The sequence below is a fragment of the Spongisporangium articulatum genome, from assembly GCF_044465595.1.
In the GTDB taxonomy this organism is placed as follows: domain Bacteria; phylum Actinomycetota; class Actinomycetes; order Actinomycetales; family Kineosporiaceae; genus Spongisporangium; species Spongisporangium articulatum.
In genome coordinates this window covers 174,508-195,263 of record NZ_JBITLV010000004.1, presented here as the reverse complement: position 1 = coordinate 195,263, position 20,756 = coordinate 174,508, and the positions used below count along the sequence as shown (strand labels likewise).

Sequence of the window (20,756 nt, the reverse complement as noted above, 5' to 3'; positions counted from 1 at the left end):
CGCATCATTCGAGCGCGTTGATCGTGCGGGTCATCTGCTCGCGGGTCTCGTCCGCCAGCTTCTCGAACGTCCGCTGGAGGAAGGGGCCCGCGAGCTTCGCGATCCCGTGGAACGCGATGTTGGCGCGGTAGGTGATCGTGGTGCCGGTCTCGTTGTCGACCAGGGTGATGTCGTCGGTCGACGTGGCCGTCTTGTTGTTGCCGACGAACGTCAGACGACCCGGTTCCAACGTTTCCAGCCGGTACTCCAGCTCCGTCTCCGACCCGTTGAACTCGGACACGTTGTGCCACGTCGAGCCCACCGCGACGGGCCCCGAGTCGTTCCGGCGGCAGTACTTCGTGCCCGGGTCCCACTCCTCGGCGTGGGCGAAGTCCTTGAGGTAGTCGAGGACGACGTCCCGGGGCTTGAGGACGACGAACGTGCGCTCCACGGTGACCATGGACCACATCGTGCGGCGCGGCGCGGCACCCCGCACCGCGAGAAGCACCCACCGTGTACGACGAACCCGCCGTGGTGTGACGGAACGCTGATCTTCAGCCCCTCGCCACCCACCGCATCACGGCACACTGTGCCCGTGAGATGGCGTGGGTGGGCGAAGGTCGCGCTGTGCGTCCTGGCGACTGTCGTGACGCTGCCGATGCTGTTGTTCCTGCTCTTCGTGGCCTTCGCGCCGGACGGCGGCCCGCAGGCGGGCGGGCTCCTGAAGAACTTCGCACTCGTCTGGACGGCGGTCCTCACCCTGATGATGGTCGTCGCCTGGTTCGCCCTCGGGTTCCGGCGCTGGAGCACGTTGCACCGGTGGACGACCCGGTTGTCCCTCGCGGCCCTGACGCTGAGCGGGCTCTCGTGGGTGACCCTGGTCCTGGTCGAGGCTCTCGGCTGAGTTTGTCGTGGTGACCTACGTGGTGGCAGCCGGCGCACTGGCGTTGCGCCCGATTGCTGCCACCAGGGCTGCCACCACGAGCGGTTCCGCGGAACCGCTCCGTCAGCGGTAGTTGACGAACTGCAGGGCGACATCGAGGTCGGCGCCCTTGAGCAGCGCGATCACTTCCTGCAGGTCGTCGCGCGACTTGCTGGAGACGCGCATCTCCTCGCCGGTGATCTGGGCCTTCACACCCTTGGGGCCCTCGTCGCGGATCAGCTTGCCGATCTTCTTGGCGTGCTCCTGGTCGAGGCCCTCCTTGATGCCGGCCTCGATCCGGTACTCCTTGCCCGACGGCTTCGGCTCACCCGCGTCCAGCGCCTTCAGCGACACCTGCCGCTTGATCAGCTTCGTCTCGAACACGTCGAGCACCGCCTTGGCCCGCTCCTCGGAGTTGGCCTTGATGACGATCTTCTCGCCCGACCACTCGATCGAGGCGTCGGTGTTCTTGAAGTCGTACCGCTGGGAGATCTCCTTGCCCGCCTGGTTCAGCGCGTTGTCGACCTCCTGCCGGTCGACCTTGCTGACGACGTCGAACGACGACTCGCTTGCCACGATGCATGCCTCTCTCGGTACGGCTGGTTCCCCGCCGGTCAGCACCCGTCCGCATCACGAGCACGTGGCGCGAGCACCCCGCCGGGCTTGCTATCCTGCCATCCGCCGCAGCACGAGCAGGTCTGGCGTGCAGCGGTGATCCAGGCGGGTTGCCCGAGTGGCCAAAGGGATCTGACTGTAAATCAGACGGCAACGCCTTCAGAGGTTCGAATCCTCTACCCGCCACACCAGCTGGAACGGCCCCTCACCTGCGGATGCGCGGGAGAGGGGCCGTTCTCGTAGGTTCGGCCGGTCAAGATCACCGTAGCTGCCGCGTTTCACCGAGTTCGACTCGCCGAAACGCGGCGCTAGCGATGATCTTGGGACGGGCGGCCGGTTCGACTTGCCTACGGTGATCTTTGGTCCGTAATTGTCCTCATGGACGAGCGTCCGAACTGGTGGCTCTTGATGGGGCTGACCGTGCTGTTCATCCTGGCGGCGGTCACCCAGTGCGGTGGCGCGCGCAACGACCCGGACAAGAGCGACGGCATCGTCCGCGGAGGTGGGCCGGCGCCGTCCGCGACGAGCGTCGTCCGCCGCGACGAGTTCCCACCGGCGGCCCCCACCTCGACCGAGCCGTCCGGAGCCACGCCGAAGGCCGGTGACCCCGGCACCCTGGTCGCGAGCCCCGACGACGTCGTCATCCCCCGCCGCTTCGCCACCAAGGTCGACAGCAACGGCAGTCTGAAGGGGTACGCGGGCCAGCGGGCCACGGGCACGGACCTGCTGGTGAAATCGGTCCCGGCCGACGAGGGGTTCTGGGTGGTCGACCCGGACGACCCGGACAGCGAGCCGGTCTGGGTGCAGCTGCTGCCGCCCCCGCCGGAGTCGCCCTACGACGTCGACCAGGGTGACACGGTCAGCTTCACCGGCACGTTCGTGACCGACGGGCCCGGCTTCCCCGACGAGGTCGGCGTCACGGACTCTGAGGGGAAGGCCATGCTGCTGAGGCAGGGCGCCCACGTGGACGTCGACATGCAGGCCCTCGACCTCGACCCGCTGATCCCCGGCTGACCGGGGGCGACCGCAGGCCGGCAAGGCCGACATCCGCGTCCGTTTCGGTCGCCAGGAACGTCCCTGCGCCCACCGTGGCGACCAGAACGGTCGCAGATCCGCCAAGGGTTCGGCGCGCGCCCGGCGCGGGTGCGGCGCACGATGTCGGCGTGACGGATGCCGACGTGACGGACGACGCCCCCGACCGCTGGTTCCTGACCCCCGAGGAGCGCGGCAACCCGTTCACGAAGATCGACCGCGAGCCGCACGACGACGGCCGCGCCTGGGTGGCGGGCAATCACGCGGAGGTCGTCGTCCACGGCGCGCACTACTTCCGCCGTCTGTACGACGAACTGTGCGCCCTGAAGAACGGGGACCGCGTCTTCTTCACCGACTGGTGCGGCGACGCCGACCAGTTGTTGCTGGACGACGGCACCGAGATCGGCGACGTCCTGGCCGACCTGGCCCGCAAGGGCGTCGAGGTGCGCGGTCTCCTCTGGCGCAGCCACAGCCGCAGGCTGTCGTACAACGCGCAGGACAACGAGCACCTGGGCACCCGGGTCAACGCGGCCGGCGGCGAGGTGCTGCTCGACCAGCGGGTCCGCACGTTCGGCAGCCACCACCAGAAGCTCTTCGTGATCCGCCACCAGGACGAACCACAGAAGGACGTGGCCTACGTCGGCGGCATCGACCTGTGCCACTCGCGCCGCGACGACGAGCACCACGGCGGCGACCCGCAGGTCATGCCGATGGACCCACGCTACGGCGAGACCCCGCCCTGGCACGACGCGGTGCTCGAGCTGCGCGGCCCGGTGGTGGGCGACCTCCTGCGCACGTTCGTCGAACGCTGGGACGACGACACGCCCCTCGACCGCCGCACGCCCTACCGGATGCTGATCCAGAGGCGCGAGCACATGCCGCGGCACCCGGAGGACCTGCCCGAAGCGTTCCCGGACCCGCCCGCGCAGGGGGAGGTCGCCGTCCAGCTGCTGCGCACGTTCGCGCGCAAGCGCCCGCACTTCCCGTTCGCGCCCGACGGCGAGCGGTCGGTGGCCCGGGGCTACGCGAAGGCGTTCGCGCAGGCCCGCAGCCTGATCTACATCGAGGACCAGTACCTGTGGTCGGTGGAGGTCGCGCGCAACCTGGCCGAGGCGCTCGAACGGGAGCCCGACCTGCGGGTGATCGCCGTCGTCCCGCGCTACCCCGACGCCGACGACCGGTGGAACGGCCCGCCGAACCGGATCGCCCAGCTCGACGCGATCGACGTGCTGCGCGGGGCCGGCGGCGACCGGTTCGCCGTCTACGACCTGGTCAACGCGCACGGCACGCCGATCTACGTGCACGCGAAGGTGTGCATCGTCGACGACCTGTGGCTGACGTGCGGGTCGGACAACTTCAACCTGCGCTCGTGGACGACGGACACGGAGCTCACGTGTGCGGTGATCGATGGTGAACGCGACGAACGCGAACCGCGGGATCTCACGAGGCACGGGGACGGCGCCCGCCGGCTTCCGCGCGACGTGCGGCTCGCGCTGTGGCGCGAGCACCTCGGGGACGGCCCGTCCGACGACGAAATGCTCGACCCGGTAAGCGGTTTCGACGCGTGGACGGCGGCCGCCGATCGCCGCGACGCCCGGGTCCGGCACCACCGGCCCGACCCGGTCGGCAGGCTGACCCGCCTCTGGGCCCGACCCGTCAACCGATTGATGTTCGACCCCGACGACCGCACGCGGGGCGACCGGGCGAACCACCGTTTCTGAACGTTGCCTGAAAACGAGGGAGTCGTTCCTACCGCCTACTCACGGGTCGCCGTTACGGTCGATGCACCGGGGTGATGACCACCGGGTCGACATCCACTCCTGACTCGCCACGGAACCTGTTCAACGGCTGTTCAACCGTGGTGTGATGTTGGCCCTCACTTCATGGCTGCCAGTGAACAAGCGATTGCGCCTTGCGAACGGGCCCACGCATTAGAAGTGTCTAAGATGCGGGATGTACCCAGCACCACTGAGTCGAACAGCGCGCTCGTTACCGCATCTCTGACGGTCACCGTCGACCGGTCAGCCGGGGGAGAACGCGATGGCATCAGCTCGACAGGCAGCCGAAGACGTCAGGCGGAAACCGGGCCCCGAGAACACGATCCGGGGCGAGTTCAGCTACGACGGTGACACGCGCTCGTGGGCGTGGACGGCACTGGAGAAGACGGCCGGCGGCCACGGTTACGCGCCGCGCAATCCCACAACCGAAACAGGTACGCCCCGGCTGCGGACCGGTGAGCTGGCCGAGCGCCTGGCCGTCGTCGAAGCCGTCGAGGCCTGCCTGCGCGACGGCCTGCCCTTCAGCGTCGAGGAGAGCCTCCTCGACGAGGACGGCGCACCCCACCAGCTCGTGATCGTCGGCCTGCCGGACGGCACGGGAGCGTCCGGTCGGGTGCGCGGCGTCGTCCTCGAGCAGCCGGGGCCCGGAGCCGGGCCGGCCGACCTGCCCGTGCCCAGCCACCACCTGGGCCCGCTGCCCGAGGGCGTGACCATCGACGACCTGCCATGGAGGGTCAGCCACGAGTGGCTGCCTGCGGGCCTGATGGCCTCGGTCAACCTGTGCCTCGAGTCCAGTTCGCCGACCGCCCTGATCTGGGGCGAGCAGCGCTGGATGATCTACAACCAGGCCTACACCGACATCATCCCGGCGTTGCACCCGCAGCTCTTCGGCGAGTCGCTGCCCGCCGGGTGGCCGGAGGGTTGGGCGGTCTTCGGCGAGCTCATCGACCATGGCTTCCGGACCGGCGAGTCGCAGACGATCGTCGACAAGTGGGTGCCGATCGAGAGCGGGCCGTACACCCTCGACCGCTACTTCAGCTATGCCCTCACCCCGGTGCGGGCCGACGACGGCACGGTCATCGGCCTCTTCGCCCCCGTCTTCGAGACGACGGTCGAGGTCCTGCGCCGGCGCCGGCTCGCGACGCTCGCCGAGATCGCCTCCCAGGGCGTCGCCGACCTCCCCGTCGACGAGCTGTACCAGCGCCTCGCCCGCGCCCTGTCCGGCGCGACCGACGACGTCCCGTTCACGCTGGCGTACCTGATCGAGCCGTCCGACCGTTCGGCCACCCTGAAGTTCGCGACCGGGCTGAGCGGGGCCGTGCCGGACGCGGCCCCCGAGCGGATCCGCCTGGACGCGACGGACGGCTGGCCGATCGCCGAGGCGATCGCCACGGGCCAACCTCTGCTGGTGGACGACGTGCAGCGCCGGTTCCCGGGGCTGACGGCGGGCCCCCACGGCGACCGGGTGGAACGGGCCCTGGTCAGCTTCGCGAACCTCGACCACGAGCGGCTGCCGAACGCCGTGCACATCCTCGGGGTGAGCAACCGGCTGACGCCCGACGCCGAGTACCAGTCGTTCCTGAACAAGGTGGCCCGCACGATCCAGGCCGACCTGACGTCCGCGGCCACCGCGCACCTCGACCGCGAGCGCAGCGCCAACCTGCAGCGGGCCATGCAGAGCAACCGGCAGATCGGCGCCGCCATCGGCATCCTGATGACGATCCACAAGGTGACCGAGCAGCAGGCCTTCATGCTGCTCAGCAAGGCCAGCCAGCAGAGCAACCGGAAGCTGCGCGACATCGCCGACGACGTCGTCCTGGCCGGCACCCTGCCCCCCGAGTCGGTGACCCCGGCCGCCAAGCGGCCGGGCGGCCCCCGGCGCCGGAACCGGATGAGCCCCGACGCCTGACGCGGGTCAGCCGACGGGCTGGTACGCGCCCGCGACCGGCACCGGGCCGAAGGTGCGCGAGTCGGCGAGGCTGCGGCCCCGCGCATCCGAGAGCACGAAGACGTGCCCGGGCGGGACGTGCCACTCCCCCGGCGGCTCGGTGTGGTCGAACGTCCACGGGTCGTCGTAGGGCCGCCCATCGAGCCGGACCTCGCCGTCGGCGATCGTCACCGTCTCCCCCGGCAGCCCGACCACGCGCTTGACCAGCCAGAAGTCGTCCTGGGTGGGGTCGGCGAAGAACAGGACGACGCCGCGCCCCGGGGCGCTCGCGGGTTCCGCGTCGATCTCCTGGCCGGGCTGTAGCGCAGGCGACATCGACAGCTCCGCCACCACGAAGCGCCTCAACATCACGACCGGCCTAGAGTGGGCATCGCAGCGAGTGTAGAGAGGCCAGGCTCTGCTCAAACCTGGCGCCCGGCGGGCCGTCCGGCCCGGCGGATCAGAAGGAGGAGACGTGTTCGCAACCCCGACCATCGCGCACGCGCACTGCGACCTGTTCTGCGGTGTCTACGACCCCGCGCAGGCGAAGATCGAGGCGCTGTCGGTGCTGAAGTCGGCGCAGAAGTACCAGGACTCGGACGACGAGGTCTTCCGCGCCCGCGCCATCACCATCAAGGAGGAGCGGGCGGAGCTGGCCAAGCACCACATCATGGTGCTGTGGACCGACTTCTTCACGCCGGACCACCGCCAGCAGTTCCCGCAGCTGGACGACCTGGTGTGGCGGGCCATCAACCAGGCCGGCAACGCCAAGAAGTCGGTCGACCCGGCCGACGGTCAGAAGCTGGTCGACCTGATCGACGAGATCGCCGCCATCTTCTGGCAGACCGAGAAGGCCAAGGGCATGGGCGTCTACCCCCCGGCGTAGCCGGGGCCGGTCGTGATCATGCACGACCTGCGGTGATCATGCAGAAACGCGCGGCCTCGGTCGGCGAGGTTGAACACTCGCCGGCCTGGGGGCCGCGCGTTTCTGCATGATCACCGCGTTCTTGGTCGTGCATGCCCGTCGGCGCCTGGCGGCGCCTCCTCCCGAGCGAACTAGTGGCGGTAGCCCGCCATCTGCTCGAGCCGGGCGATCCGGTCGGACATCGGTGGGTGGGTGGCGAACAGCTGCTGCACACCGCCCATCCGGAACGGGTTGGCGATCATCATGTGGCTGGCGTTGACCAGTTCCCGCTCGGGCGGCAGCGGCAGCGCCTGCGTCCCCCGCTCGAGCTTGCGCAGCGCGCTGGCCAGGGCCAGCGGGTCGTTGGTCAGCGTCGCGCCGTCCTCGTCCGCGTCGTACTCGCGGGTGCGGCTGATCGCCATCTGCACCACGGCCGCGGCCAGGGGCGCCAGCAGTGCGAACAGGATCGCGAAGATCGGGTTCGGCCGGTCCTCGTCGTCGCCGCCGCCGCCGAAGAAGAACGCGAACTGGGCGATGAAGGTGATCGCGGTGGCCAGGCCGGCCGCGATCGAGCTGGTGAGGATGTCGCGGTTGTAGACGTGCATCAGCTCGTGGCCGAGGACGCCGCGCAGCTCGCGCTCGTCGAGGATCTTCAGGATGCCCTCGGTGCAGCAGACCGCCGCGTGGCGCGGGTTGCGGCCCGTGGCGAAGGCGTTCGGCGCATCGGTCGGCGACACGTACAGCGCGGGCATCGGCTGCCCGGCGCGCGTGGACAGCTCGCGCACGATCCGGTACATCGCCGGCTGCTCGACCTCGCTGACCGGTCGCGCCCGCATGGCCTTGAGGGCCAGCTTGTCGCTGTTCCAGTAGCTGTAGAAGTTGATGCCGAGGGCGATGAACAGGGCGATGACCAGCCCGGTCGAGTTACCGATCAGGTAGCCGAACGCCAGGATGATGCCCGACATGGCACCGAGCAGGAGAGCGGTCTTGAGACCGTTGAAGTGGTTGTGACCCATCGAGGCGGGCCTCCGGTTCCTTACGTGAGGGGACGTGCTGGTCAACGGATTCGGACAGGTGCACGTTCCCGTGGCTACCTGGGAGCTTCCTGAACGATCGCTGGATCAGCCCAACAAGCCCGCGATCAACTGTCCCCCCACCGACAGCACCACGCACGCGGCGCCGGCCGCCCCGAGCGCGATCCCCTCGGCCGGGCGCACCTTCCAGCGCAGCAGGACCTGCCCGGACGCCGGGCGCGCGGCGACCAGCCCGGCCCACCGCAGGTAGTACGCGAGGCCCAGGGCCACGTTCAGCGCGGCGACGACGGCCAGCCCCCACTGCTGCGCGTCGACCACGGGCCGCAGCACCACGACCTTGGCGACCAGGCCCATCACGCCGGGCGGCAACCCGGCCAGGCAGAGCAGCCCGAGCACGAGCACCCCGCTGGCCACCGGTTCGGTCCGGGACAGCCCGCGGTAGGTCTCCAGCGAGTGCTCCTCGCCGTCGGGCTGGTGCCGGGCCACGAGGACGACGACGGAGAACACGGCGAGCGAGGCCACCACGTAGGCGAGCAGGTAGCCGACGGAGGCCGACAGCACCGGCAGCGCACCGCCCGGCGTCGCGTCGGCTGCGGCGAACGGCAGGACCACCCAGCCGGCCTGCGCGACGGTCGACCAGGCCAGCAGCCGGACGGCGTGCGTCTGCCGCAGCGCGACCAGGTTGCCGACGGTCATCGACACCCCGGCCAGGACGGCGAGGACGGGCGCCCAGGCGTGGGCCAGCGGCATCACGGCCATGGTCAGGAACACCGCGACCGCGGCCAGGCCGGCGACCTTGGAGACGGTGGCCAGGAACACGGCGACGGGCAGCGGCGCGCCCGCGTAGGTGTCCGGCGTCCACAGGTGGAACGGCACCAACGACAGCTTGAACGCGAGCCCGGCCAGGGCCAGCAGCGCCCCGAGCCCGGCCACGGCGGCCAGGTGCGGGTCGAGGCCCGTGCCGGGACCGGTCGCGGTGCCGCCGGACAGCGCGGTGGCGATCACCTCGAAGTGCAGCGAGCCGGTGGTCAGCACGAGCAACCCGACCCCGGTGACCAGCAGGCCGAGCGACCCGACGGCGGTGATCAGCATGGTCACGGCGGCCTGGGCGCCCTGCCCGTCGCGGCGCAGGGCGACGAGCGCGATGGCGGGCAGCGACGCCGTCTCCAGCGCGATGACCAGCGTGGCCAGGTCGCGGGCGCCGGCCAGCGCGAGCGTCCCGGCGACCGCGGTGAGCAGGAGCACCTGGTAGGGCGCGTGGGCCTTCTCGTCGGCGCGTGTGACCGGCGAGTCGAAGGCCAGCAGCACGCAGCCGAAGGCGGCCACCAGCACCACGGCCATCAGCGCCAGCGCCAGCCGGTCGACCTCGAACGAGCACTCCGGCAGCAGCGAGTCCGACCCGGAAAGGCACGCGGTCGAGCGCTGCTCCGTGGTGGACAGCCAGGCCACCAGCCCGGCCGCGGCGGCCAGGCCGAGCAGCGTGACGGCGTCCTGCACCGGGCGCAGGAGCCGGTGCCCGGGCGCGACAGCGTCGAGGAGCAGCACGAGCAGCAGCGCCACCACGGGCGCGAGGACGGGGGCCAGCAGGCCCCAGTCGATCCCGGGGACGCCGGTCAGCGTCACCCCGGCGGCCAGCGGCGAGAGGGTCAGCGGCGAGAGGGTCATGGCGCACCCACCAGTTGCAGCAGCCCGCGCGCGGCGGAGCTCGTCAGGGCCAGCAGCGGCCCGGGCACCAGCCCGAGCGCGACGGTGGCCAGGGCCAGCGGCGCGACGGTCAGCGTGTCACCGCGCGAGGCGTCGGGGAGGCGAGCACGCTGCGGGTCGGTCTCACCCATCCAGATCTCGCGCAGCACGCGCAACCAGTAGGCGGCCGCGATCACCGTGCCCACCGCCGCCACGACGGCCAGGGGGCGGCCGAGCGCACCGAGCGCACCGTCGTCCGCACCCGACTGCCAGGCCCCGGCGACAGCCAGCAGCTCGCCCCAGAACACGGCCAGGCCGGGCAGCCCGATCCCGGCCACGGCGCCCAACGCGAGCAGCCAACCGAGCCGCGGCACCCGGTCGCGCAGACCGGGGCCGATCTCGCCGAGGTCGGCGGAGTGCGTCCGGTCCTTCAGCGCGCCGACCACGAAGAACAGCAGGGCGCTGACGACGCCGTGCGCGATGTTCGCGTACAGCGCGCCCTGCATACCGACCGGCGACATCGACGCGATGCCCAGCAGCACGAAGCCCATGTGCGCGACCGACGAGAACGCCACCAGCCGCTTCAGGTCCCGCTCGACCAGGCAGGCCAGCCCGGCCCAGACCACGCCCACCGCGCCGAGAACCCCCAGCCAGGGCGCCAGTTCGCGGAACCCGTCGGGCAGCACCGGGACGGCGACGCGCACCAGCCCGTACGTGCCGAGCTTCAGCAGCACCCCGGCCAGCAGCACGGAACCCGCGGTCGGGGCGATGGTGTGGGCCGGCGGCAGCCACGTGTGCAGCGGCCACATCGGCGCCTTCACCGCGAGCCCGGCCACGATCAGCAGGGCGGCCGTGAACTGCGTCGCCTGCGACAGCGTGCCGCCGGGCAGGGACGACGGGTCGGTGGCCAGGGCGACCAGGTCGGAGCTGCCGGTCTTCAGGACGACGAGCAGGATGCCCAGCAGCATCAGCGCCGACCCGGTGGCCGTGTAGAGCACGAACCGGCCGGCGGCGTCGCGGCGGGCCGCCTCACCCCCGAGGGGTTTCGCGCCGGGGTACGGCTTGGCCGCCGACTGCCGGTCGTCGCCCCAGACGGCGATGACGAACCACATCGGGATCAGCACGCCCTCGAAGGCGACGAAGAACAGGACCAGGTCGAGCGCCGTGAACGTGGCGTTCGCGGAACCGACCACGAGCAGCACGCAGCCGACGAGGCGCCGCCCGGTGTCGAGACTGCGGGCGGTGAGCGCCAGGTGGACGCACACGAGCACGCCCAGCGCGGAGGTGAGCAGCACGAGCGGCGCGCTCACGCCGTCCAGGCCGAGGTGCGCCCGGACGCCGAGCGCCGGGATCCACTGCGCGTCCACCTCGAGCCGGGGTCGGCTCGAGCCCCGGTCGACGACGAGCGCGGTGGCGACACCGGCCACGACGGTCACCGCGAGGCAGGCCACGGCGCCGAGCCAGGCGGGTAGTGCCTCGAGCCGGCGGCCGTCGAACCCGCGCACGGCCAGCACGACGAACGCGGTAAGAATCGGCACGACGGACAGCGCCGGTACGAGCCAGCTCTCGGAGATCACGAGAGCACCACCCCCGCGATGCCGGCCAGTACGGCCCCGACCGCCACCCAGACCAGGTAGCCGGTGGCCAGCCCGGTCGAGAACCGGCGCAACGTGCGCCCGCCGATCGCCACGACGACGGGGGTGGCCCGGACGTAGGCGTCGACGACGTCGCGGTCGCCGACCTGCACCCAGCGGGCCAGGGCCTGCACCGGCCGGACGACGAGCGCTCGCTGGGCGGCCTCGACGCGCAACCCGTCGCGCAGCAGGCCGCGCAGGTCGGCGGGCAGGGTGTCGGCGATGTCGACGGTCCCGAGCCGCGGCGCCGAGAGGGCCCACCCGAGACCGGCGATCGCGAGCACCGACCCGGTGTAGCCCGTGATCACGTCGACGCCCAGCCCGTCGAGCAGGGCCGGTGGGTGCAGCAGCACCAGGCCCAGCCCGACCGTCGGGACCGCGAGCAGGTACAGCGGGAAAGTCATCCGGCGCGGCAGCCGGTGGGCGTGGCCGGTCTCCTCGACCAGCTCCTCGTCGGCACCGGGTTCCAGTGCCTGGTGCGGCTTCTCGGTCTCCGCGTCGCCGCGCACGGGCGCACCGGGCAGCACCGGCTCGCCCAGCGCGACCATCGTCCAGGCCCGACCGGCGTAGAGGCCGGTCAGCAACGCCGTCGCCAGCCCGGCCAGCAGGACGAGCCACCCGGTCCAGAGCCCGTCGTGCGCGGCGCCCTCGGCGGCCGTCAGCACGGCCTCCTTCGACCAGAACCCGCTCAGCGGAGGCACTCCCGCGAGCGCGGCCAGCCCGAGGCCGAACAGGACGGCCAGCGACCGGTGGGTGTGCCACAGCCCGCCCATGTCGGCCAGCAGCGTCGAGCCGACCAGGTGCACCACGCAGCCGGCGGCCAGGAACAGCAGGGCCTTGAACGCGGCGTGGGACAGCAGGTGGAACAGCCCGGCCTGCGCCCCCGCCGGGTCACCCGCGGTCATCGCGACGCCGGCCAGCATGTACGCGACCTGGCTGATCGTCGAGTAGGCCAGCAGGCGCTTCAGGTCGTCCTGCGCGAACGCGGCCCCGGCGGCGCCGACCATGGTGATCGCGGCGATCACGGCGGCCACCTGCAGGGCGCCGGGCACCGCGAGATAGACCGGCAGCAGCCGGATCACGAGGTACACGCCGGCCGCGACCATGGTCGCCGCGTGGATCAGCGCCGAGATCGGGGTCGGGCCCTCCATCGCGTCGGGCAGCCACGTGTGCAGCGGGAACTGGGCCGACTTGCCGGCCACCCCGGCCAGCGCGAGCAGCGCGGCGGCGAGCAGGGTGCCGTGCCCGACGTCCCCCTGCGCGATCGCCGCGGTCAGGCCACCGATGCTCGTCGTCCCCGCCCCCGCGAACAGGACGACGACCGCCAGCAGCAGCCCGACGTCACCGACCCGGGTGGTGAGGAAGGCCTTGACCGCGGCCGCACGCGCGGCCTCCCGCTCGCTGTGGTGACCGACCAGCAGGTAGGAGGCCAGGCCCATCAGCTCCCAGCCCACCAGCAGCAGCACCAGGTCGTCGGTGTGGACGACGAGCAGCATCGCCGACGTGAACAGCGAGACCGTGGCCGCGTACCCGGCGTACCGGGTGGGGTGCTCGGGGGTGCCGTCGCCGGCCAGGTAGGCGACCGAGTAGAGCTGCACGCAGAACGCGACGACGGTCACGGCGAGCGACGTGAACGCGCTCAGCTCGTCGGCCTGCAGGGACAGGTCGAGCAGCGCTCCCCCGGTGCGCGCGCTGCCCAGGAACGGGATCGAGTCGACCGGACCGCCGTCCAGCACCGCGTACGTCTCGACGAACGCCGCGACCATCGCCACGAACGCGCCGACGACGGCGAAGTCCGAGCCGAAGCCCCGCGACCGGCTGCCGAGGTACAACCCGGTGGCGGCGGCCACGGCGGGCAGGCAGACGCCGACCAGGACGGCCGCCCCGGCCAGGGTCGTCGGGGTCAGGTTGGCAGCGGTGAAGTAGTCCATCAGAGCTCGGCCTCGCTGACCGGCTCGCCGACGGCGCCGCCCTCGGCCGCCTCGCCGAGCTCGCGCACCTCGGACAGCTCGACGGTCCGCCGGGCCCGGAACAGCAGCAGGACGACGGCCAGCGCCAGCCCGATCTCGGCGGCGGCGATGGTGATGGCGAAGACGGCCATGGACTGCCCGGACAGCAGCGGGTCGCCCCCCTCGGTCGGGTCGGAGACCCCGACGCCGGGCAGCGCTCCGAGGCCGCCGCTGGGCAGGCTGGAGGCGGTGACCAGGAGCAGGCAGCCGGCGTTCAGCAGCAGTTCGGCGCCGATCAGCACCAGTACCGCGTTACGGCGGGCGAGCATGCCGTAGACGCCGATCCCGGCCAGCGCGGCGGCCAGCACCAGCGGCCCGACGAGGTGGATCACTTCTCGTCCCGGCCGGTGTCCCGGCTGATGGCCAGCGCCCCGACGAGGGCGGCCAGGAGCAGCACCGACAGCAGCTCGAAGGGCAGCACCCACCCGGCGAAGACCGCCGTCCCGAGGGCCCCGGCGTTGCCGCGGTTCGCCTCGACCTCGACGGTGGCGCTGCCGACCGCGTAGATCAGCACGCCCGCGATCAGCGCGGTGGTGGCCACCCCGGCGACGAGAGCCGCGAGCCGCTGGGTCGGGCCGGCGTCCAACCGGGCGCTGGGCGCGACCGGGGCCCGGGTGAGCATCAGTGCGAACACGACCAGGACGACGACCGCCCCGACGTAGACCAGCAACTGCACCAGGGCGACCACCTCGGCGCCCAGCACCAGGTACACCCCGGCCAACCCGCCGAGCGCGACCACCAGCCACAGCGCGCTGTGCAGCACCCGCGGGCTGGTGACGGAGAGCAGGCCCGCGGCACCGGTCAGCACCGCGAGGGCGATGAAGACGATCTCGAGTCCGGTCACGGCTGGTGGCGCTCGGCGGCTCGTTCGACGGTGGCGCGGGCCGTCTCGAGCTCCTTGGGCGGCGCGGCCCGGTGGTCGGGCAGCTGCGGCGGCGGGACGCTGCCCATCCAGCCCGACAGCCGGTCGCTCTCGTGCGTCAGGTCGCGGATGTCGAACTCCGCGTACTCGAACTCGGGGCTCCAGAAGAGCGCGTCGAACGGGCAGGCCTCGATGCAGATGCCGCAGTACATGCACAGCGAGAAGTCGATGGCGAACCGGTCGAGCATGTTGCGCTGCCGGTCACGACCGCCGGGTTCGGCGGCCGGCACCGTCTCCTTGTGCGACTCGATGTAGATGCACCAGTCCGGGCACTCGCGCGCGCACAGCATGCAGACCGTGCAGTTCTCCTCGAGCAGCGCGATCACCCCGCGGCTGCGGGGCGGCAACGGCGGCTTCACGTCGGGGTACTCGGCGGTGCGCGAGGGGCGCAGCATCGTCTTCGCGGTCGTCGCCAGACCGGCCACGAGCCCCGCACCCGGCAGGTGTCGATGGGGTCGCGGATGCGGGTGCTCCGCCGGCTGCCCGTCCGGCAGTCCGGCCGCCTGCTCGTCGTCCCGCTCGCTCACGGGCTGCATCTTGCCGCAACCGCGCGCCCACTGTGACGTGCACCCGTATCGCCCCTCACACGTTTCCTGTGTTTGCGGGCAGGATGTCCCCCGTGATGTCGGCGGGACAGGAGGCGGCGCAGGTCGTGCTGATCGTCGAGGACGAGCGGCCGATCGCCGATCTGCTCGGCTCCTACCTGGCCCGCGACGGGTTCGAGGTGGCGCTGGCCCGCACCGGGGAGGACGCCCTGCGCGACCTCGCGGCGCTGCACCCGGCGGCCGTGATCCTGGACGTCGGGCTGCCCGGCATCGACGGCATCGAGGTGTGCCGGCGGATGCGCGCCGCGGGCGATGCCACCCCCGTGCTGTTCGTCACCGCGCGCGACGACGAGGTCGACCGGGTGCTCGGCCTGGAGCTGGGCGCCGACGACTACGTGACCAAGCCGTTCAGCCCGCGCGAAGTGGTGGCCCGGGTCCGAGCCGTGCTGCGCCGGGTGCCCGCCGGGCCTTCCGGCGCGGTGGACGACGTGCTCTCGGTGGGAGCGGTCCGGCTCGACGCGGGTAGCCGGAAGGTGGAGGCCGACGGGGTACCGGTGCCGCTGACCACCACCGAGTTCGACCTGCTGCGCCACCTGATGGGCCGTCCCGGCCGGGTCTTCCCGCGCGAGGAACTGCTCGCCGACGTGTGGGGCTACCCGCCCGGGACGCCGACGCGCACCCTCGACGTCCACGTCGCCCAACTGCGCGCCAAGCTCGGCGCCGCGCTCGACCTGCGCACCGTGCGGGGCGTCGGCTACTCGGTCGAGCGCTCGGAGCGTCCCTCGTGACGCTGCAGCGCCGGCTGATCGGGATGACCGTGGTGGTGGCCCTGATCAGCGTCACGTTCACCAGCCTGACCACGCTCGGGTTGTACCGGGCGGGCGCCTCGGACCAGGCGTCGACGGCCCTGCGACGCGACGCCCAGACGGTGGCCGACACGTTGGCCGCGTTCGACGACCGGCCGGCCCGGTTGCGGGCCCGCACCGCCGCGCTGACCAAGAACCTGGCCCGGCGCCAGATCACGCTGGTGGTGCTGACCGACCCGGCCGCGCCGGTCGACCCGCCGTTCGTCGCGGGTGACGGCGAGGCCGCCCGCTCGCCCGCGGGCCTGTCCGACCGACGCCGGCTCGACGGTCAGGAGTGGCTGGCCGAGGGCGTCACCGAGAACGGCATCACGGTGCTGGTCACGGAGCCGGCGGCCGGGGCGTCGGGCGCCTCGCCGGTGGGCCGGCGGTTCGTGCTGGCCCTGCTGGTCGGTCTCGCGGCGGGGGTCCTGGTCGGTTCCCTGCTGGCCCGTCAGCTCGGCGCGCCCCTGCGCCGGCTGGCGGCCGGGGCGCGGGAGATCGGGGCCGGACGGCGGGACGTTCAGGTCACGCCGGGCGGCCCGGCCGAGGTGGCGGACGTCGGGCACGCGCTGAACGACCTGGCCGCGGCGCTGTCGCTCAGCGAGGAACGACAACGGCGCTTCCTGATGGACGTCTCGCACGAGCTGCGCACCCCGTTGACCGCGGTGAACGGCTACGCGGAGGGGCTGGCCGACGGCGTCATCGTGGGCTTCGAGGCCGAGCGGGCCGGCGTCGTGATCAAGCAGGAGTCGGCGCGGCTGTCGCGGCGGGTCGAGGACCTGATGGCCCTGGCCCGGATGGAAGCCGACGACTTCACGGTCTCCCCGGCGCCGGCCGACCTGGCCGATCTGGTGCGGGCCGCCGGGGCCGCCTGGATGGCGCGGGCCACCGACGCCCGCGTCCGGCTCGACGTCGCGGCCCCGGCGACGCTGCCACTGGTGACGGACGCCGACCGGTTGCGGCAGGCGATCGACGCCCTGCTCGACAACGCGCTGCGGGTGCTGCCCCCGGAGTCCCGGTTGAAGCTGACCTGCGGGGAGCACCCCGGACTGGCCTGGGTGGAGGTCAGCGACGACGGTCCGGGGCTGGCCGACGACGACCTGGCCGTCGCGTTCGAGCGCGGGCGGCTGAGCGACCGCTACTCGGGCGAGCGGGCGGTCAGCACCGGGTTGGGGCTCGCTCTCGTCGGGGAGCTGGTGCGGCGCCTGGGCGGGCAGGCCAAGGCCGGTCACTCGTCGGCCGGGGGCGCGTCGTTCGTGCTCTACCTGCCCCGGATCTGACTCCCGCCGACGATCCGTACATTCCCCGAACATTGCGCTGACCCGGCCGCCACCCGGGGCGGGCAGGGTTCAGGTCATGAACTCACGCATCGTCTTCGGCGCCGTGGGCGCCGCCGGTCTCCTCGCCGTGAGCGGGGTGGCCATCGCCACCACGTCGGACACCCCGACCACCACCACGTCCAGCTCGTCCAGCTCGTCCATCACCCTGCCCGCCGGCAGCGTGCTGGCCACCCGGGTCACCACGTTCTGCGGGAACTCCGACGAGATCGTCGAGCGTCTGCAGAAGCGTCAGGCCGCGCTGGCGGAGAAGGGCGACGACGCGCGGGCCAAGGCCGAGAAGCGGCTCGCGAAGCTGAAGGAGCACAACTTCCCGAAGCGCGCCGACGCCCTGCAGAAGCGTCTCGACCGCCGCGAGAACCTGCCTGACCGGATCGCCGAGGTGCAGAAGGCCGCCGCCGAGTGCGACTCCCTGGGCCTGAGCTGACCGTGATCACCGTTGGAGTGCACTGATTGCGAGTCAGACTCGCAATCAGTGCACCCTCTCGGTGATCTTGGAGGTCAGACGACGAGGACGGCGGTGATCGCCAGCTGCGCGAGGGTCACCGGCACCAGCACGGCCCAGGCCAGGCGCTGGAGCTGGTCCTCGCGCAGCCGCGGCCAGGCGACGCGCACCCAGATCACGACGACGGCCACGACCCCGGTCTTCAGCAGCATCCACACGGGGCCCAGGTACTCGGCGAACGGCCCGCGCCAGCCGCCGAGGAACAGCACGGCGGTCAGCGCCGACAGCACCACGATGCCCGCGTACTCGGCCAGCAGGAACAGCGCGAACCGCAGGCCGGTGTACTCGGTGTACGGGCCCATCACGAGTTCCGAGTCGGCCAGCGGCATGTCGAACGGCGGGCGCTGCACCTCGGCCAGCCCGGCCACCAGGAAGACCACCGCGGCGGGCGCCTGCCAGATCAACCACCACCAGTGCCAGGAGGCGGCGATGCCGGTCAGCGACAGCGTCCCGGCGGCCAGCGCGACCGACGCGGCGGCCAGCACCAGCGGCAGCTCGTAGGCGAGAAGCTGTGCGGCGGAACGCAGAGCACCCAGCAGCGCGTACTTGTTGCCGCTGGCCCAGCCCCCCATGAGCGTGCCGAGCACCGACACCGCCGAGGCGGCCAGCACGAACAGCAGGCCCGCGTTCAGGTCGGCGGCGACCAGCGTCGGCGACAGTGGGATGGCCGCCAGCGCGACGATGTACGGCACCAGCGCGACGGCCGGCGCGAGCTTGAAGACGGCCCGGTCGGCGGCCGCCGGGATCACGTCCTCCTTCTGCGCGAACTTGACCCCGTCGGCGACCAGCTGCGCCCAGCCGTGGAAGCCGCCCGCGTACATCGGGCCGAGCCGCCCCTGCATGTGGGCCATCACCTTGTGCTCGGTCTGCCCGACCAGCAGCGGCAGCACCAGGAAGGCGACCAGCACCGACGCCGCCCGCACCACGACGTCGACGAGCAGCGGGACGTCGACGGAGAAGGTCACGACTCCTCCTCCGGCTCGTCCTCGGGCTCCGGCTCCTGGGCCACGGGCGGTGCGATCACCGGGATCTCGCTCGTCACCGGCGTCGGTGGCATGGCCGGCAGGACGTCGCGCGCCCGCCCCGCGACCGGCTCCTCCGCCTCGGGTTCGGCCTCGGGTTCGGCCTCGGGTTCGGCCTCGGGTTCGGCCTCGAGTTCGGCCTCGGCATCTGCACCGACCTCGGCCTCCGGGGCCTCCACGAGAGACGGATCAACGATCGTTGAGGCGGACGGGGAGGGGTCGATCGGTTCGGCGGAGTCGCTGGTCGGCTCGGCGGCCGGTTCGAGCACGGGCAGCGACTCGACGTCGATCACGCGCGGCGCGGGCGGCTCAACGACCGGCGCCTCGGCGACCGGCGCCTCAACGACCGGCGCCTCAACGACCGGCGCCTCGACGACCGGAGGGGTGACCACCGCGGGACGGGCGGGGGCCCGGCGCACGGGCGGGGCGGCGTCCACCTGCTCCTCGCCCACCTCGCGCGGCCCCCACGACGGGTCCGGCACCCCGGGCGGCAGCGTCTTGCGCCGCGCGGGCGCCTTGCCGCCGGGCCGGGCGGGCTTCGCCTCGGAGTCCCCCGGGTCCTTGGCCCCCGGCCACGCCTTCGACGCACGGGCGGCGAGCACGAACGACTTGCGCAGCGGCGTGCCCTCGAACCCGTCGGGCAGCAGCAACGGTCGCAGGCCGAGGCCCGAGCCGTCGTCGAAGCCGGTGAACCGCACACCGAACATCTCGAACGTCTCGCGCTCGTGCCAGGCCACCCCCGGCCACACGCCGGTGAGGCTGGGCAGCGCGCCGCCGTCCGGGACGCGGGTGCGCAGCATCAGCCGCTCCATGCCGCGGGTCTTGAGCGAGCCGGGAGCGGCCACGTGCAGGACGACGTCCACCCCGGGCGGGTCGCCGTCGGGCTCGTCGACGGCCGACAGCCAGTCGAGGAAGGTCATGCCGACCTCGTGCCGGGCGGTCAGCGCACAGTGCATCCACTGCCCCTCGGGCACGTCGATGACCGGCGTGCCCGCGCCGTCCCGCGAGACCAGGGCCGGTGCGAAGGTGACCTTCAGCGCGGTGTCGGCGAGCGGGTCCGGGAACGGGACCATGATCGGCTGGGTCGGGGGGGACTCGCTCACTGCCGGCCCTGCCCCGTCGGGTGCACGAGAGGCCGGGTCAGGGCGGCGGCGTTGACCGCGCGCTGCTGCTCGCGCATGCCGCGGTACTTGCGGCCCAGGTGCTCGGCGGCGATCTTCTCCTGCAGCTTCACGATGCCCTGCAGCAGCGCCTCGGGCCGCGGCGGGCAGCCCGGCACGTACACGTCGACGGGGATGAGCTGGTCGACGCCCTTCGTCACGCTGTACGAATCCCAGTACGGCCCACCGGAGTTCGAGCAGGCGCCGAACGAGATGACGTACTTCGGCTCGGGCATCTGGTCGTACAACCGGCGCACGGCCGGGGCCATCTTGTCCGTCACGGTGCCGGACACGACCATCAGGTCGGCCTGGCGGGGGCCGTTGGCGAACGGGATCACCCCGAGGCGGATGAAGTCGTGCCGGCTCATCGAGGCGGCGATGAACTCGATCGCGCAGCAGGCCAGCCCGAAGTTGAACACCCACAGGCTGTACCGGCGGCCCCAGTTGAGCACCAGCCGCAGCGGGTACGGCGCCACCGAGCCGACGGCGCCGACCTTCGGCTCGGGCAGGTCTACGACCATCGGAGGGCTCCTCGCCGGATCGCGTGCAGCAGGCCCACGGCGATGATCCCGAGGAACACCGCCATCTCGGCCAGCGACGCCCAACCCAGCCGCTTCAGCACGACCGCCCACGGGAACAGGTAGACGGTGTCGACGGCGAACACGACGTACAGGAACGCGTAGAGGTAGTAGCGGATCTGGCTCTGCGCCCAGCCGCCGCCCACCGGGTCGACGCCACTCTCGTACGTCGTCAGCTTGCCGGTGGTGGGCACCCTCGGGGCCAGCAGGCGGCGCGCGGCCATGGCTCCCGCGAAGAGCAGCACCCCGGCCGCAGTAACAGCGGCTACGACCAGATAGGGCTGGTCAGCGACCTGTGACGAATGCACGAACGAGACTCTACTGG

Annotated in this window: 22 protein-coding genes and 1 tRNA gene; 9 read left to right on the top strand and 14 right to left on the bottom strand. The window is 72.2% G+C overall.

From position 1 onward, the window contains the following. Positions 1-4: 4 nt before the first annotated feature. Entirely contained in the window at positions 5-439 is a 435-nt protein-coding gene (locus ACIB24_RS13445) for an SRPBCC family protein (RefSeq protein ID WP_398280965.1), read from the bottom strand. A 135-nt stretch (positions 440-574) separates the two neighbouring features. On the opposite strand from ACIB24_RS13445, the gene ACIB24_RS13440 reads away from it, so the two are divergent. Then, a complete protein-coding gene (locus ACIB24_RS13440; RefSeq protein WP_398280962.1) occupies positions 575-883 on the top strand; it encodes a hypothetical protein in 309 nt (102 codons plus the stop codon). Positions 884-985: 102 nt separating this feature from the next. Here the strand turns inward: ACIB24_RS13440 and ACIB24_RS13435 are convergent, their stop codons facing one another. Continuing rightward, positions 986-1,477 carry a YajQ family cyclic di-GMP-binding protein gene (locus ACIB24_RS13435; RefSeq protein WP_398280959.1) on the bottom strand — a complete coding sequence of 164 codons (492 nt, stop codon included), beginning with the start codon at positions 1,475-1,477 and terminating at the stop codon, positions 986-988. A 143-nt stretch (positions 1,478-1,620) separates the two neighbouring features. On the opposite strand from ACIB24_RS13435, the gene ACIB24_RS13430 reads away from it, so the two are divergent. The 4 genes from ACIB24_RS13430 to ACIB24_RS13415 all read left to right on the top strand — a co-directional run bounded on the left by ACIB24_RS13430 (position 1,621) and on the right by ACIB24_RS13415 (position 6,235). Continuing rightward, positions 1,621-1,702, top strand: a tRNA-Tyr gene (locus ACIB24_RS13430). Positions 1,703-1,894: 192 nt separating this feature from the next. Further along, positions 1,895-2,530 (top strand): hypothetical protein, encoded by a 636-nt coding sequence (locus ACIB24_RS13425; RefSeq protein WP_398280956.1) that lies wholly within the window; start codon positions 1,895-1,897, stop codon positions 2,528-2,530. 149 nt (positions 2,531-2,679) lie between these two features. Continuing rightward, entirely contained in the window at positions 2,680-4,269 is a 1,590-nt protein-coding gene (locus tag ACIB24_RS13420) for a phospholipase D family protein (RefSeq protein WP_398280954.1), read from the top strand. Positions 4,270-4,588: 319 nt separating this feature from the next. Further along, the gene (locus tag ACIB24_RS13415) at positions 4,589-6,235 is read left to right on the top strand and encodes a GAF and ANTAR domain-containing protein (RefSeq protein WP_398280952.1); all 1,647 of its coding nucleotides are present in this window, start codon (positions 4,589-4,591) and stop codon (positions 6,233-6,235) included. 6 nt (positions 6,236-6,241) lie between these two features. Here the strand turns inward: ACIB24_RS13415 and lepB are convergent, their stop codons facing one another. Further along, positions 6,242-6,622: a signal peptidase I gene (lepB, locus tag ACIB24_RS13410; protein ID WP_398280949.1), complete on the bottom strand. Its 381-nt coding sequence runs from the start codon at positions 6,620-6,622 to the stop codon at positions 6,242-6,244. A gap of 106 nt (positions 6,623-6,728) precedes the next feature. Between lepB and sodN the strand changes: the two genes are divergently transcribed. Continuing rightward, a complete protein-coding gene (gene sodN / locus ACIB24_RS13405) occupies positions 6,729-7,139 on the top strand; it encodes a superoxide dismutase, Ni (protein WP_398280946.1) in 411 nt (136 codons plus the stop codon). A 170-nt stretch (positions 7,140-7,309) separates the two neighbouring features. Here sodN and htpX read toward each other — a convergent pair whose 3' ends face one another. The 7 genes from htpX to ACIB24_RS13370 form a co-directional block, all read right to left on the bottom strand. Next, positions 7,310-8,173 carry a zinc metalloprotease HtpX gene (gene htpX, locus ACIB24_RS13400; RefSeq protein WP_398280943.1) on the bottom strand — a complete coding sequence of 288 codons (864 nt, stop codon included), beginning with the start codon at positions 8,171-8,173 and terminating at the stop codon, positions 7,310-7,312. Positions 8,174-8,278: 105 nt separating this feature from the next. Beyond that, positions 8,279-9,856, bottom strand: a complete 1,578-nt coding sequence (locus ACIB24_RS13395; RefSeq protein WP_398280940.1) for an NADH-quinone oxidoreductase subunit N — start codon at positions 9,854-9,856, stop codon at positions 8,279-8,281. After that, complete coding sequence (locus ACIB24_RS13390; RefSeq protein ID WP_398280937.1) at positions 9,853-11,451, bottom strand: NuoM family protein; 1,599 nt, start codon at positions 11,449-11,451, stop codon at positions 9,853-9,855. Before ACIB24_RS13390 ends, ACIB24_RS13395 begins: the two co-directional genes overlap by 4 nt. Continuing rightward, positions 11,448-13,439 carry an NADH-quinone oxidoreductase subunit L gene (locus ACIB24_RS13385; protein WP_398280934.1) on the bottom strand — a complete coding sequence of 664 codons (1,992 nt, stop codon included), beginning with the start codon at positions 13,437-13,439 and terminating at the stop codon, positions 11,448-11,450. The genes ACIB24_RS13390 and ACIB24_RS13385 overlap by 4 nt, the downstream gene beginning before the upstream one ends. Continuing rightward, entirely contained in the window at positions 13,439-13,849 is a 411-nt protein-coding gene (locus ACIB24_RS13380) for an NADH-quinone oxidoreductase subunit NuoK (protein WP_398280932.1), read from the bottom strand. The genes ACIB24_RS13385 and ACIB24_RS13380 overlap by 1 nt, the downstream gene beginning before the upstream one ends. Then, positions 13,846-14,361, bottom strand: a complete 516-nt coding sequence (locus ACIB24_RS13375) for an NADH-quinone oxidoreductase subunit J (protein ID WP_398280929.1) — start codon at positions 14,359-14,361, stop codon at positions 13,846-13,848. Before ACIB24_RS13375 ends, ACIB24_RS13380 begins: the two co-directional genes overlap by 4 nt. After that, positions 14,358-14,834: a 4Fe-4S binding protein gene (locus ACIB24_RS13370; protein WP_398281887.1), complete on the bottom strand. Its 477-nt coding sequence runs from the start codon at positions 14,832-14,834 to the stop codon at positions 14,358-14,360. The genes ACIB24_RS13375 and ACIB24_RS13370 overlap by 4 nt, the downstream gene beginning before the upstream one ends. A 227-nt stretch (positions 14,835-15,061) precedes the next feature. Here ACIB24_RS13370 and ACIB24_RS13365 point away from each other — a divergent pair, with 227 nt between their 5' ends. From ACIB24_RS13365 to ACIB24_RS13355, 3 genes are all read left to right on the top strand, one after another. Further along, on the top strand, positions 15,062-15,772 hold the full coding sequence (locus ACIB24_RS13365) for a response regulator transcription factor (protein ID WP_398280926.1): 711 nt from the start codon (positions 15,062-15,064) through the stop codon (positions 15,770-15,772). Next, a complete protein-coding gene (locus tag ACIB24_RS13360; protein ID WP_398280923.1) occupies positions 15,769-17,109 on the top strand; it encodes a sensor histidine kinase in 1,341 nt (446 codons plus the stop codon). The genes ACIB24_RS13365 and ACIB24_RS13360 overlap by 4 nt, the downstream gene beginning before the upstream one ends. A 76-nt stretch (positions 17,110-17,185) precedes the next feature. Further along, complete coding sequence (locus ACIB24_RS13355) at positions 17,186-17,593, top strand: hypothetical protein (protein ID WP_398280920.1); 408 nt, start codon at positions 17,186-17,188, stop codon at positions 17,591-17,593. A 74-nt stretch (positions 17,594-17,667) separates the two neighbouring features. Here ACIB24_RS13355 and nuoH read toward each other — a convergent pair whose 3' ends face one another. From nuoH to ACIB24_RS13335, 4 genes are read right to left on the bottom strand one after another with little or no spacing between them, the layout of a single operon-like run. Continuing rightward, the gene (gene nuoH, locus ACIB24_RS13350) at positions 17,668-18,636 is read right to left on the bottom strand and encodes an NADH-quinone oxidoreductase subunit NuoH (protein WP_398280917.1); all 969 of its coding nucleotides are present in this window, start codon (positions 18,634-18,636) and stop codon (positions 17,668-17,670) included. Further along, entirely contained in the window at positions 18,633-19,796 is a 1,164-nt protein-coding gene (locus ACIB24_RS13345) for an NADH-quinone oxidoreductase subunit C (RefSeq protein ID WP_398280914.1), read from the bottom strand. The genes nuoH and ACIB24_RS13345 overlap by 4 nt, the downstream gene beginning before the upstream one ends. Continuing rightward, positions 19,793-20,374 carry an NADH-quinone oxidoreductase subunit B gene (locus ACIB24_RS13340; protein ID WP_398280910.1) on the bottom strand — a complete coding sequence of 194 codons (582 nt, stop codon included), beginning with the start codon at positions 20,372-20,374 and terminating at the stop codon, positions 19,793-19,795. The genes ACIB24_RS13345 and ACIB24_RS13340 overlap by 4 nt, the downstream gene beginning before the upstream one ends. Beyond that, on the bottom strand, positions 20,365-20,739 hold the full coding sequence (locus ACIB24_RS13335) for an NADH-quinone oxidoreductase subunit A (RefSeq protein WP_398280907.1): 375 nt from the start codon (positions 20,737-20,739) through the stop codon (positions 20,365-20,367). The genes ACIB24_RS13340 and ACIB24_RS13335 overlap by 10 nt, the downstream gene beginning before the upstream one ends. Positions 20,740-20,756: the final 17 nt, after the last annotated feature.